The sequence below is a fragment of the Streptosporangium subroseum genome (assembly GCF_900188345.1).
GTDB classification, from domain to species: domain Bacteria; phylum Actinomycetota; class Actinomycetes; order Streptosporangiales; family Streptosporangiaceae; genus Streptosporangium; species Streptosporangium subroseum.
The window spans coordinates 26854-39845 of record NZ_FZOD01000081.1; the positions used below are offsets into that span (position 1 = coordinate 26854).

Annotated in this window: 12 protein-coding genes; 8 read left to right on the top strand and 4 right to left on the bottom strand. The window is 61.6% G+C overall.

Going from position 1 to position 12992, the window contains the following annotated elements; translation table 11 throughout:
• Window positions 1–127: 127 nt before the first annotated feature.
• The 7 genes from CHC08_RS42445 to CHC08_RS42475 all read left to right on the top strand — a co-directional run bounded on the left by CHC08_RS42445 (window position 128) and on the right by CHC08_RS42475 (window position 7431).
• Window positions 128–532, top strand: coding sequence for a GntR family transcriptional regulator (locus tag CHC08_RS42445; protein WP_245878909.1), 405 nt, complete (start codon window positions 128–130; stop codon window positions 530–532).
• 274 nt (window positions 533–806) lie between these two features.
• Window positions 807–1850, top strand: coding sequence for a P-loop nucleotide/nucleoside kinase family protein (locus CHC08_RS42450; RefSeq protein WP_179282532.1), 1044 nt, complete (start codon window positions 807–809; stop codon window positions 1848–1850).
• A complete protein-coding gene (locus tag CHC08_RS42455; protein WP_089213051.1) occupies window positions 1847–2443 on the top strand; it encodes a hypothetical protein in 597 nt (198 codons plus the stop codon). The genes CHC08_RS42450 and CHC08_RS42455 overlap by 4 nt, the downstream gene beginning before the upstream one ends.
• A gap of 259 nt (window positions 2444–2702) precedes the next feature.
• Window positions 2703–2999, top strand: coding sequence for a hypothetical protein (locus CHC08_RS50210; RefSeq protein ID WP_179282533.1), 297 nt, complete (start codon window positions 2703–2705; stop codon window positions 2997–2999).
• Window positions 3000–3460: 461 nt separating this feature from the next.
• Window positions 3461–3727 (top strand): winged helix-turn-helix domain-containing protein, encoded by a 267-nt coding sequence (locus CHC08_RS42465; RefSeq protein WP_089213053.1) that lies wholly within the window; start codon window positions 3461–3463, stop codon window positions 3725–3727.
• A gap of 239 nt (window positions 3728–3966) precedes the next feature.
• On the top strand, window positions 3967–6243 hold the full coding sequence (locus CHC08_RS42470) for an ATP-binding protein (protein ID WP_089213054.1): 2277 nt from the start codon (window positions 3967–3969) through the stop codon (window positions 6241–6243).
• Window positions 6244–6831: 588 nt separating this feature from the next.
• Complete coding sequence (locus CHC08_RS42475) at window positions 6832–7431, top strand: hypothetical protein (protein WP_089213055.1); 600 nt, start codon at window positions 6832–6834, stop codon at window positions 7429–7431.
• A 477-nt stretch (window positions 7432–7908) separates the two neighbouring features.
• Here the strand turns inward: CHC08_RS42475 and CHC08_RS50215 are convergent, their stop codons facing one another.
• Complete coding sequence (locus CHC08_RS50215; RefSeq protein ID WP_179282534.1) at window positions 7909–8595, bottom strand: YecA family protein; 687 nt, start codon at window positions 8593–8595, stop codon at window positions 7909–7911.
• A gap of 983 nt (window positions 8596–9578) precedes the next feature.
• Between CHC08_RS50215 and CHC08_RS42485 the strand changes: the two genes are divergently transcribed.
• Entirely contained in the window at window positions 9579–9767 is a 189-nt protein-coding gene (locus tag CHC08_RS42485) for a hypothetical protein (protein ID WP_089213057.1), read from the top strand.
• A gap of 395 nt (window positions 9768–10162) precedes the next feature.
• Here CHC08_RS42485 and CHC08_RS42490 read toward each other — a convergent pair whose 3' ends face one another.
• The 3 genes from CHC08_RS42490 to CHC08_RS53110 form a co-directional block, all read right to left on the bottom strand.
• Window positions 10163–11146 carry a hypothetical protein gene (locus CHC08_RS42490; RefSeq protein WP_143653593.1) on the bottom strand — a complete coding sequence of 328 codons (984 nt, stop codon included), beginning with the start codon at window positions 11144–11146 and terminating at the stop codon, window positions 10163–10165.
• Window positions 11147–11800: 654 nt separating this feature from the next.
• Window positions 11801–12520 carry a hypothetical protein gene (locus CHC08_RS48980; RefSeq protein ID WP_143653594.1) on the bottom strand — a complete coding sequence of 240 codons (720 nt, stop codon included), beginning with the start codon at window positions 12518–12520 and terminating at the stop codon, window positions 11801–11803.
• 315 nt (window positions 12521–12835) lie between these two features.
• Window positions 12836–12992, bottom strand: a 157-nt coding sequence (locus CHC08_RS53110) for a tetratricopeptide repeat protein (protein WP_143653595.1), incomplete at its 5' end; no start/stop codon positions are given.

A 12992-nucleotide genomic window follows, 5' to 3' on the forward strand; every position in this document is an offset into this window, starting at 1 on the left:
GATCGTTCCTTTGTTAACTGGACTACTTGGAGTACATGGAATACTTGGAATTCTAAGTTGTCAATGAGTGCTTCGTGCGCTTGGTTGGTTTCTTTATCGAGGTGTGCTCAACTGGAGATGGCGCGAGATGGCGCATCGTGAAGCACGACGAAGTGAGACGAAGCAGATGGTGGAGAAGAGCGGCCGACCGGCCTACCTGCAGATCGTCGACGAGTTGCGCGGCCAGATCCGCACCGGCGCCCTTGCTCCCGGCGCGGCGTTGCCGTCGATTGCCCAGCTGGGTGAGCGCTTCGACGTCTCCGCCAGCGTAGTCAAGGCCGCGATCAGCGTGCTGCGCACCGAAGGCGTGGTGATCGGCCAGCAGGGCAAGGGTGTATTCGTCCGCGAGAGTCCCGCTGATGCCCCCGAACCGGAAACCTCCAGCATCAACGCCGAGGTCCTGGACCAGCTTGCCCAGGTGCGCCACTCCCTCAAGGAACTGGGGGATCGGCTTGCCGCCCTGGAGGCGGCAGTCTTCGAAGAGCCGAAGTGATCTCACCGATTCGGCATGCCATTTCGTCCAGCTCTGCCCGGATCGCGGTCAATTCCCAGATAATCCGTTGCGGGTCTGCGTTCATTGGTTTCTCCCTTGCTCTGCGGTGCGTTTCGCCTTTCGCGATGGCTTAAGTTCACCGTGAGCTGAGGGTTTCCGGTATCACGCCGATCTAGTTAAGCTTCTTCAGTTCCACTCAACGAGCATTTACACAAGCGTTTTCACCTGCACGACCGCACACCGCGCACGACCTCCACAGCGTGAAGGCGAAGGTATGCAATTGAAGACGACCCAGCATCAGGGCTGGACCCCCTCCCGCCTGCGGGAACACCGCGAAGCCCATGGCCTCACCCTGGAAGCCGCCGGCGAACGCCTCCGCCAGGCCGCCACCCGCCACGGCCTGAGCGTCCCGGCGGCCAACTTCCAGACCCTGTGGGGGCACGAGCAGGGAACCGTGTTCCCCGGCCCGCATTACCGGCGTGCTTACTGCCTGCTCTATGAGGCCACCGAGCCCGAACTCGGCTTTCGCAACCCTTTGCCCGGTGAATCACAGAAAGCGGAAATTGTGATTTCCGATTTGCCTGCGCCCGCTGATCCCGCCGCGGACAACGCCGCCGCCCACGTCATCGAGGAGGCGTTCACCAAGGTCTCCGTTGGCGGCATCACCGCGGACGGCTCTCCGCAGGCGTTGTTGCGGAGCCGGGTGGTCGACGCCTGGCGCCGGCGCCACGGCGGCGGCAGCCCCAAGCCCATCCTTGTCTTGGTCGGCGGATACGCCGGATCGGGCAAGACCGAGTTCTCCCGCTTCCTGTCCGACATCACCGGCTGGGCGTTCCTGGACAAGGACTCCCTGACCCGGTGCATCGTGGAGCGGCTGCTGGTTTCCCTGGGCGGTGACCCCAACGACCGCCACAGCGACCTGTATCTCAAGGAGGTCCGCCCCCTGGAGTACCGGTGCCTGATGGAGGCCGCGTGGGACAACCTCAACGTCGGCACCTCGGCCATCTTGTCCGCGCCGTTCATCACCGAACTCAAAGACGAAGCCTGGTTCACCCGACTGGAGAACCGGTGCGCCGCCAAGGGCATCGACGTCGCGGCGATCTGGGTCCGCTGCGACCCCGAATCCATGCGCGAATACATCGAGTTCCGCGGCGCTGCCCGCGATGCCTGGAAGCTGGGCAACTGGGAGCGATACGCCGACGGGCTCGACACCGACACCAGCCCGCCCACCGCCCATGTCACGGTGGATAACCGGCTGGGATCGGCGATCAGCCTCGCCGACCAGACCCGCGAGGCCCTCAAGCGGATCCTGACGTGAGCAGTCCGCAAGGAATCGTCCTGTACGGCCCGCCCGCCAGCGGCAAGGACACCATCACCGCAGCCCTCGCCCGGCTTGATCCGCGATTCGTGCTGCTGCCCAAGCTCAAGGTCGGCACCGGCCGCGCGAACGGGTATGAATTCGTCAGCATCGAGCACCTGGACACGCTGCGCGAGGCCGGTCGTCTGCTGGCCGAGACCCACCGCTACGGCAACGTCTACGCCGTTGACCGACAGGCCATCGACGATCGGCATGCCGCCGGCTACGTGCCGGTCATCCACATGGGCAACATCTCTGATCTGCACCGGCTCATCGGCACGGTCCCGGATGGATGGTTGCGCGTGCTGCTGTGGGTACCGCGCGAGGCCACCGAACAGCGATCTCGACAGCGCGGGGATACCGACACCGCCAAGCGCCTGACCGCGTGGGACGAAACCCTCGCCGACCTGGAGGCCCACACCGACGCCGGGTTCTTTCACCTGCGCCTGCACACCGACCGCCTGGGAGCCAGTGCCGCCGCGGCCGAGATCATGGGTGCCTACGATCGGCTACGGGAGGCAAGCTGTCCTCAGGGGCAGCAATGCCACCGGTGAGCCGGGCCGCCACTGCGGCCGGGATCAGATCCAGCCGCCACCAGGTGCCACACCCCCGACACCGCGCACCCTCGGGAAGCGGATCCTGATGGGTCCACTCCACATCATCGTGGGAGCACGCAGCGCCGTCCCGGTAGCTTTGCGTGCACCGCTCGGCGGTGACCGACGACTCATCGATTGTCACAATCAGCGGCGCCTCCCCCGCAGTGCGCCCGCAGTGCGGACACGCCACCGGTTGTGTCCCGCCGCTCAGTTGCTCTTGGAGACGCCGCTGTTCGTCGGCCAGTCGGATGAGTTCCTCCGCCGTATGCGCCACCAGGTAGCGGGTAAGGCCGGCGAGCACCTCATGCTCGGCCAGCACGTGGTCCGGACTGCGGCGCGCGTAGAAGACGCCCCATCCGCTCATCTCCGTTTGCCAGCCGTCGATCACCGGCCCGTCCCCTACCGGCGACAACGTCCACGCGGTCGGAAGTTGCTGAGAAAACCGTCCTGGCATGTGATCCCTTTCATCCTCGAAACCGTCACCGAGCAGGCGCTCACCGGACAGATCCGCTGAGAATGGCCGCCCACAGTTGTTCTCCCTTGGCGGCTCGTAGCCACGCGGTCTCCTGCATGGTGGTCACGCCGCTCTTGCGGTGGTATCGCCGGATGAACATCACACCGGCCGTCGCGCACAGCTCATAGAAGACCGTTCGGCACTCGCACGTGTGCTCCCGGACTCGAACCCGATCAGCCCGAGGGATGCTCTTATGCCAGTCCAACTGCTGGCAGCCGCCTCGCCCGGGGGCGGGATGAATCCCGTGATAGGGCGCGAGCAGTGAATCCAACCCGGCCACGGCAGCCTCACCTCGTCTCTCTTCATCCGCCAGCCCGTTCGGTGACAGGGAGAGCATCCGAACGGATCGACCTCTCTCTATACTGCACCACTCTGGTACACACTGACACCCTCTAATATCTAGTGCAGCAGACTGCAACCCGAAGTTATAGTGTCTTCCCAGCTCATCTACGGTCTAGAGCATGGATTGGGACACCGGCGAGTACGTGTGGAAGCAGGTTGCCGACGTGATCCGGCAGCGCATTAAGGACGGCCAGTACCGCCCCCGCACTCCCATCCCCTCTGAGATCCGCCTGGCCGAAGAACTCGGCGTCGCCAAGGGAACCATCCGCAAGGCAGTCGCTCACCTACGTGAGGCCGGGGCTCTCTACACCCTCCCGCAGAAGGGCACCTTCGTCAGCGCCACCGACAACCGTGGCGATCATGACGAGGACACCAGAGCCAAGTAGTCGGCCCTTCCAGCGCTGGCGCCCTAACCACAGGTCAGCCAGTCAAGGGCCTTGTCTAGTCCCATGAGATGCCTGACGGTTCTGTCCCAGGAGATGGGCGATAGGCGATCTAGGAACATGGTCGACCTTGCCGGGTCGGTGAGGTTTGTAAGGTATGGGTGCTCGGGCGATGCACTTACGCACACGCGGGTGAGTAGGACGCCCTGGGGACTGAGTGAGAACGATTTCGGGGAGGGCGGATGGTCGGCTCGTTCGGCCCGTTCCTGCGGCGCTTGCGGCAGGACGCGCAGTTGACGATCGAGGAGCTTTCCCACGCTTCCGGCGTGAGTGTGCGAGCGATCGGCGACATGGAGCGCGGCGTCAGCCGCGGCCCGCAACGGCGCACGGTGCAGGCGCTGGCAGAAGCGTTGCGGCTCGGTGACGAGCAGCGGGCGGAGCTGGTCGAGGTCGCGCGGGCGGGCCGGCCCCGACCGAGTGCCCCGGTGCCAGGCGCATGCGAACTGCCTCGGGAAGCAGGTGACTTCACCGGCCGGACACGGGAACTGGAGCTGCTGCGCCAGCTCACCGAGCAGGCCTCGGGCGAGGAGGCCGCAGTCGTGGCCACCATCTCCGGCACCGCCGGGATCGGCAAGACGGCCCTTGCCGTGCACGCCGCCCGGCATCTGGCCGAGGCGTTCCCGGACGGCCGCTTCTACGTGGACCTGCGCGGCATGGACAACGTCCCGCTAGCCCCGGGGATCGCGCTGTCACGGCTGCTGAAAGCCCTGGGCGTGGCCGAGCAGCGCATCCCGAGCGATGAGGAAGAACAGGTCGGGCTCTACCGGGCGCTACTGGGGGATCGCCGGTGCGTGATCGTGCTGGACAACGCCGCCGATGAGGCGCAGGTGCGGCCGTTGCTGCCGGCGGGTGGTCCCGGGATGGCGATCGTCACCAGTCGGCGTTCGCTGGCTGGGCTGGAGGGGGTGCGGCAGATTCCGCTGGCCCAGTTGTCGAGTGCGGAGGCGGCCGGGCTGTTGCGGGCGATCGTGGGTGCGGAACGGGCTGAGGCGGATCAGAACGGCGTGACCGAGCTGGCCCGGCTGTGTGGGAATCTGCCGCTGGCGGTGCGGATCGCCGGGAACCGGCTGCAGAGCCGGCCGGGATGGACGGTGAGCCAGCTCGCCGGGCGGTTGAGTGATGAGGAGCGTCGGTTGGAGGCTTTGGCGGTCGGGGACTTGGCCGTGGCCGCCGCGTTCGCCTTGTCCTACCAGCAGTTGACCGGGACGGCGCGATGCAGTTTCCGGCGTCTGGCGCTCGCGGCCGCGCCGGACTTCGGGGCACCGCTGGCCGCCGTGCTGGCCCAGGTGGATCTGTTCGAGGTCGAGGACGCGCTGGAGGAGCTGGTCGAGCTGGGCCTGCTGACCTCCCCGTACGTCGGGCGTTACGTCTTCCATGATCTGGTCCGGTTGTATGCCCGCGCCCGGCTGGAGCAGGAGGAGCCGATCGAGGCGCAGCAGCAGGCACGCCTACGGATGGAGGCTTGGCTGCTGGAGGTGGCGGTGGTCGCCGGGCGCTGGTTTCAGCCGGATTATGGTGCGCCGCCGCCGGAGTGGCGGTCCCTGGTCACCCTCGACAGTCAGCAGGAGGCCGGTGATTGGCTGCAGGCGGAGGGCATCGCCTGGCTGGAGGCGCTGCGCTCGGCGGCCCAGCGCAAAGAGCACGCCACGGTGGTCGAGGTGGCCGAGTCCATGGAATGGTTTTGCGACCAGTGGGTCCTGTGGGGGCACTGGAGGGAGGTGTTCGAGCTGTCCTCCAGCGCGGCGCGTGCTAGGGGTGACCGGCTGCAGGAGGCGGCGCATCTCAACTATCTGTCCTGGGCGCTGACTGTGCGTGAGGGCCGTAAGGAGGAGGGGGAGGCGACCGCGTTGCGGGCGCTGGAGGCGGCCCGCGAGGTGGGCGACGTACGCCAGCAGGGGTTGGCGCTGCGTATTGCTGCTGTGGCCGTCCGCTACGATCTGGCGACCCTGGAGCGTGAGCTGGACTACAGCCGACGAGGCGCTGATCTCCTCCTGCAGGCCGGGGACCTGGAAGGTTATCCCGCGGCCATGGCGAGCCACATCGGTGCCCTGCGATGGGGGGGCCGGGTCGAGGAAGCATTAGAGGGCAACCTGGAACTGGTGGCCACGCTGCGTGACCCTGCTTACGGCGGTTCCCCGGCCCACGTCACCTACGGTCTCGGGGCCGCCTTGGCTGAGCTTGGCTCAGTCTACGTCGCGCTCGAACGCTGGGAGGAGGCGGTCGACGCCATCCAGGAGGCACTGCCGAAGCTGCACGCCCACCCGATTGCCGTGAGCTTGGGAGTTACCCAGCGCGATCTGGGCATCGCGCTGTGGCGCTTGGGCCGGGTCGAGCAGGCCCGCCAGGCGTTGACGGAGGCGCTACGGCAGTTGGAGAAGGCCGGTGATACCAAGCGAGTCGCTGAGGTGGTCAAGGAACTCGCGGAGATAGCCGGCCCCGACGAAGCCACGGGGCGTTGAGCGCCACAACAGCACCAGGTGCCCGGCTGTGTGCAACCTGCGTTTGTACAACCGACGTCGACGACTGTCTGATCCGAAAATCGAATATTGCGTGTGCAGGCGGCAGCAGACCCCGCGCACCCGCTAACACGGCCAGCACCGCGCGATACCGCTGCTCCATGACGCTCAACTCCACCAGCGCCAACCCGGGCCTCCCCACGCGATCGTCACCGATCACCAGGAAGGCAGGTCAGCCGAAGGGGTGTAAAGCATCAACCGAAGCCGCACTGTCAAGCATCAGCCGAAGTAGGACACCAGTCAAGGGTCTCTTGAATGAGAACTTTCTCTACGGTTTCAAGGGCGATCCGCCTACGGCGTCTCGCCGCGCGTCGGGCGGTCGCCGGCCGCGCTGCGGCTCTTCGGCCGGTCGCGGCCCGCGCCGCCCACGCGCCAATGCCAACGTGCGGACAACCTCAGACGCAATAAGAGAATCGCAGGATCAGCTCTAAGTCAGTCATGACGGCGACACGAAAGCATTCCGCTGGCCGAGATCTCCGTGCCACCTCAGCTCGTCATGTCAGGAGCGTGAGCAGGCCGACAATGAACCCCATGGATCTCCAGTACGCGATAACGCATTACAGGCGTCTGATCAAAGAGATCGGATGGCTGGAGGAGCGAATGGCATGGACCGTCATCCTGCCCGTCTCAGGGAGGCTCTCCCTGCAGGAGACCGCGACACGTCTGACCGGCGGCAGCCATCCCGAACTCAGCGAACTCGACCCAGGCCTACCCGATGTCGTCTACCTCGGCCAATCGGGTGCGGCAGTGATGCTCTTCGAGGCGACCGGTTTCAGCCACGCCGGAGGTACCCAGGTCCTGGAGCGGCTCAGCGAGAACGCCCGCGTATGGCATGTGGCCTGGAACATCACCGGCATGCGCGTACTCATTCACGCTGCCCAGGGGAAGGTATTGGCCCGAATACCCGAGTTCGCCCCCGATTGGCTGAATGGCATCGACCCCGACTCCTTGCGGGAAGAGGCGGCGATTCTCCGTGGCATCGGCCGGTACAGGCCACCGACCAGGTACAAGACCAAGGTGATGGCGATGGTGGAACAACGCACCGGAGCACGCCTCGACAAGCAGTGGTTCGACCGGCCTCGACCGGCTGTGCCCCTCTGGTCGCCCGCCGAAGATATCCAGCGCATCTGACGCAGGCACATTGAGCCAGACCTCGACGACAGCCAAAGACCGGCTCGCACCCGAATCAGAGAAGCCGGCCAGGCAGCGACGATCACCCACTTCGCCGCCTGTCATACAGGTTGACTTGCCGAATTGTTCTTGTATGGATTCAAGCGGCGGCGCGCCGCGCCGCCGTATCCCCGGCCGGCGGCGGGACACCGGGCTGGCCACCGCGCACCGCCCCTGCCGTACCAAAAACGCACCGACCAAGGTTGCCACGCCGCCACACAGATGCAGCCCTACGATCGCCACTGTATGGCCGGTCACCGTACGTGGACGGGGGCGATCGACGATCCAGGGTTCGTTCCTCACCCTGGCTCACCGAAGTAACGGGGTTGCTCACCGCTACTCCGTTCTTCGCACCACCATAAGGAGGTGAAGATCCGCCGCTCGCATAATGAAATAAAGATGGTATTTCCGATAGAACACGCTATTCAGCGACAGCTCTTAGCTTCCCTCATGGCATCGTTTGAACTTCAGGCCACTGCCGCAGGGGCATCTAGCGTTTCGTCCGGGTTCAACCTCGCGAACGTGTCCAAACCTGAAGTTGGGCACACCATATTGCCACTCAATCTTGTCTCGCACCTCTTTCGTCAGCCCCCCAGCTCCTTCGAGGTAGACGTGCGTGTACTCGATGCCGTTCGCGGTTTCACGCGTACCGACGCCGAGTGCCACTCCCTTAACGTTATACGTTTCGGTCCACTCATGCAGACGGGTGAGAGTTAGGAAGGTAAGTTCCGTCGTCCATTGCATCTGATCAGGCCATTGTCGATCCGAGGCGTGAAGATAAACAAGAATCTTATTTCCGGATGAAGCATTCCCACTGGCCGGGTTTCCGGTTTCCTGGAACTCGCGCCGTTTGCGCATGATCCACCGTCCGGTGCTGACCATTATGCTGACTGGGACATCATCAAGGAACGCGAGAATCGTACGAATCTCTTCAGGGCTAATCCCTGGACCTCGGGGAAGCCCTGTCCAAACTTTGGTCATTAGCTCTCGGTATACGCCCAAGCTCAGGGGATCGTCGTAGGCCGCTGTCGAGAACCATGGATGAGTTGTCCTTCGATTGCGAATGTCCAGATCGTCGACGACATCAGCAAGATGGAAGAAGCGTTCCCTCTCTCCTCCAATCACTGTAGGTAACTGTGATTGTGACACCAAGTCTAGGTAGCGAAGGATTCCACTTACGGATCGAATCTTGTTATGCAATTGCTCCCAGTCGTTCAAGGATATACAGAAGACCCCTGGAGGCACAGACAGAGTGAAGGTGGGATTTCGCGGGTGATCCACAATAACAATTATTGGCCACTCTTGACATGGCCTAGAAAGCTCGAGTGCAAAAATTGAGTCGCGAACTTCAGGGTAGTCCAGCGCGCGCGCTGGTATTGCCTGCAAAGGTTTATTGCTAGCTTGATATAACTGTATTGTGCGCTTACTTCCGTAGCCTTGTCTAATCGCTGCATCGATATACTTTCTTACGATGCGCTCAGCTTTATCTTTCGAGTCGCGAAGGCCGGGCTTCCGCTCTCGTGACTTCACCTGCAGTATGGCGCCACGGTCCCCAACGACCAGTAGCCCATCCCCAACCTCTCGCCAGCCTGTTCCTTTGCGCACAAGAGGCTGCCCATAGACGAAGTCTGCAATACCTAGGCGAGCCGCGACCTCCTGCGCGCGCTTCTCTGCCTTATCTCCAGTACTCTCCGCCCTCATGGCACTATTCTTTCACCTCCGCAGGACTGCCTATGGCGTAACGAAGCCTCGAGGAACGGAGGACGCTGATCCAGGGGTTGGATCTGCCTCACGGAGTCCTCGTACTACGGAGCTACGAGAAGATCATGACTTGGGCCGCTTCTCACCGAGTTGCAGTACTGGTTGCAGTGCAAGGCCGTCCAGAGGGGTTCACGATAGACCAGACACGCCCTTCACCTGCATTGAACGCTCGGGAACGGCTATAACTGAATCTTTTAATCCACAGGTTTCCAGGTCGCCAGGCACGCCGCATGACAACACCCCGCCCCACCCAGCTAATCGACGACTTTCGCCGCATGCCGAACCAGTGCGAGCCCAGAACGAACGCCAACAGCCGTTATCACACCTAACCAAAGAAGGAAGTCGACATGAGTTTCAGCGCGAAATACGACAGCAGCACCTGCCCTAAGCGTCGCGCACCGATCGAGGCCGGCGAGGAGGTCGAGACCTACAGCGTCGGTCGAATCAATCGGTACGAGCACGTCCTCTGCCCGAAGACCGCCGATGTGACGTGCAGCATCTGCGGTGATAGGTGGATCGAGTGCGACTGCCCCTGAGATGGTGGGGTAAGACCTCGGCGTACGGCTCTAGCCTTCCCTCTACCAGGGAAGATCAAGGCGGCGGTCTGCTGGGCTTGCCTGAGTCGATGGCAGGCGAGATGGGACTCCACACCAGCCACCCCACCACCTGCACGTGCGTTCGAGCGCTATCCCGGAGCCGGAGCGCCCCCGTCAGAGGAATGCAGTAAGGCTTCCGCCGCAAGCCCGGCTGTGACCGTTGACGTCCGATGACTGTGAAGGCGCCCAAGCCCAACTGCTGCTCTGCGGTGGGTCGACGGCAGACGGGATGGCAACGGAGGTGGCCACCTTTCTCCATGTTGCCCGAACATGTTCGATGGCGGGTCACTCAGAGAGAATGCAGCAGCCTGCCTCAGGAACCCAGCCTGTGGGATCTATTCACCCAACATGCGAGTCGCAGGGAAATAACAGTCTCCAGTCTCATTAACATAGCGCTTCTTCCGCAGAAGCAGATCGTCTAGTCGAACGCGACCATCAAGGATCATAAATATGTCGGAACCCTCCATCGTGATGAAGGACGATGCAGATTCGTACTGCTTCAACGCGTCAGAACTGTAGCCGTTGATGCTTACGTAAAGACCTAGAGCATTCTTCCCTTTGCGTGTAATCTTCTTCTCAAAAACATCCAATTGCTCGCGTGAGACAACGCCTTTCAGCCATTTAGCTTCTAGCACGTAATCATCAGTGTCAAAACTGAAGGATCCATCGATCTGCTCTAGTTCCAGTGAATAAGCTGCTCGCGGATTAAGATCGAAAAGCCAGAATAGGTCATTGAGAAACCCTTCAAACTTACGTCCCCGCGCTTGAGGATTCGCATCTGAATGAAGCACTAGGAATTGCTGCTTAAGCTCGTCAAGGGCCTTTGAGGTCGCGCGCCCCTTTTCGGCTTCTTCGATGGCACTCGCCAACTCTTGTGCGAACCGGGCATGCTCTGCAGCTATCTCGCGATGTTGGGCTGTGAGATCACTGAGGTCCGCAACCGCCTGCTGCGCACGCTCCAGCCAGCTAGCGTCGTCAAGCCGCTCCAGCTCCCTGAATCGTTCCATGGAGGAGATCTCAAGCATTAGACCAATTGATATGGACTGGTATTTGTGCTCGCCCTGCATCAACCGAGACACTAGTACATCGGCCGTGTCTCGCTTTGGCGCGTTTTCCAGATCCAGCCCTGCCAGAAGTTCTGGATATTCGCGAAGCGCGGCACGCAAAAAGCGCGCTAGTGATTTTTTGTACCAGAAGATGAGAGAGAGTGAATCTGCCAGGGCATCATATGCCAGTGGGCTGATCTTCTTAGAGCTGGCTGGTCCAGTCATTCTGTCCTTCATTGGTAGCGCCAATAAATGACTAAATGTAAATTCCATCTATATAAAAGTTGGCGCCCCGGGTAACGAATCACAATAGCTCGGCTCCTGGGATCGTCGATGCCTATCAAAGAGCCTCCAGCTACCCGGCCAAAGTTGACTCGTTGATTGGATCGTGCGACCGAACCTCTTACTCCCGGGTGAGGGCAAAGCGCTTGCAGTTGCTATGAGGCAACTGGAACAGCAAACGATCGAGTGCCGGCCTAGGTTGACCGATACAAACATGCCAGCGCCGACACTGTTCTGACCTGCGACTTCGCCACTACCTTGATCTCGCTTCATGATCTGCTGAGGTCCGCCAGGGCTGCTGCTCTGTATTCACGTCAGAAGTAGTATCGCACTAACGTGAGGGCAGAGGTCGTCCAGACGGTGACCTCAACAGGCCATCCATCCCTAGACGGTTGCCCGTGTTACCTAGAAGGCCGTTGTAGTGCAGAAATGCCTACACCAACATCCTTAGGAAGGATCGTCGCGGCGCGACTGGCCACGGTATGGCGAGCCGTGCTGAGGAGCGAAGCACGGCTCATCGGGCAACTTGGTTGCTCTGGGGGCGACAGCGCATGGATCAGTATGGCTTGGTGACGAGGGCGCGATTGAGCAGCGCAACGGAAGCTAGTAGCCTAACTGAGCTCTACTACCGTAGTGAATCCGTCGCTAACTGCCGTGAGTTTCGTCCAATGCCGCTTTGCTTGAGCTTTTATAGTAGGAATCAGGCTCCAAAAGCAGGGGGCCGGATCCATGCCACGACGTCGAGGTGCTGAGGCTCAACCAATGTACGCGATACCATATGCCTGCGATTGAAAACATGGTGTCGCTTACATTGTTAACCCATTTCTCGCAGGGACTTATCGGCTTGCCTGCGATACGCGCATTCCTTGAGAACTCTTTGGGTTGCAACGCATAGTCACTTCTGTTGCTGGTGGTCAGTTCGTAAACTCCACCTGCTACGTGCTGGCCTCCTTTGGGGCCGAGAACGTCTGGAATGAGTAGGCGCTCGCCGAGATTTAGTGCGATCTCGGACGTATCTTGCTTAAGGTCGCGACCAACCTCAGATGCGCAAGAGGAGCACCACCATGTCTTCTCGGCCATCTCGGTGCGTGCAAACTTCTCCTCGGCATCGTTGTATCCCGCGAGTGAGACTACTTCACCATGTGTGAGGCACTCAATAAGGATCCCGGTAGGGTGATTGTTGAAACGGGTATCACTGAATCGGCTAGGTCGCGCGAGCCCCTTGAGTCGTGCGATCTCCTTGCGAGTTACTCGTTTCCTTGAGTCGGCATACGGGCCAAACCCGCGATCGACGAAATGTATGAAACGGGCCCTATAGGTTTCGTGATCGCGCTCGCTGGATTCGAGCAGCCCATAGATAGTCACCCACGTTAGATTAGCGGATCAATCCGGCACATCTGTATGTGCAAGACTAAAATAGGTGTATCTGGTCGCCCGTAAAGTGGGAGAAGCCTGTAGAGACACCGACTCCCGGCGGGGCATGGTCGTTACCACCGTGTTGGTGATGTGCAAGGTCCTCGCCTGTGTGGTAGCGATCTCCTTGGCCAGAGATGAAGACCATCCTGCCGCCCATTGTTCCCGCGGACCACGCTTCGTATCGGAGTTCACGGTGGTGTCCTTGAACGGACGGAGGATGATGAATGTATTGCGCCCTTGGGTAGGTATACGCATAGATGCGATCTATTGCAGGGCCGACAGGTTGGCCCTTATAACCTTCGTCAAAGGGTGGTCGGTGCCTAGCATCCGCTCGCGATCGGCGAGGGTGCGTTCGAGCAGGGGGATTGCCCGCTCCAGGTCTCCCGCGGTCCGGTAGGCGCCGGCTAGGTTGTTGCGGGAG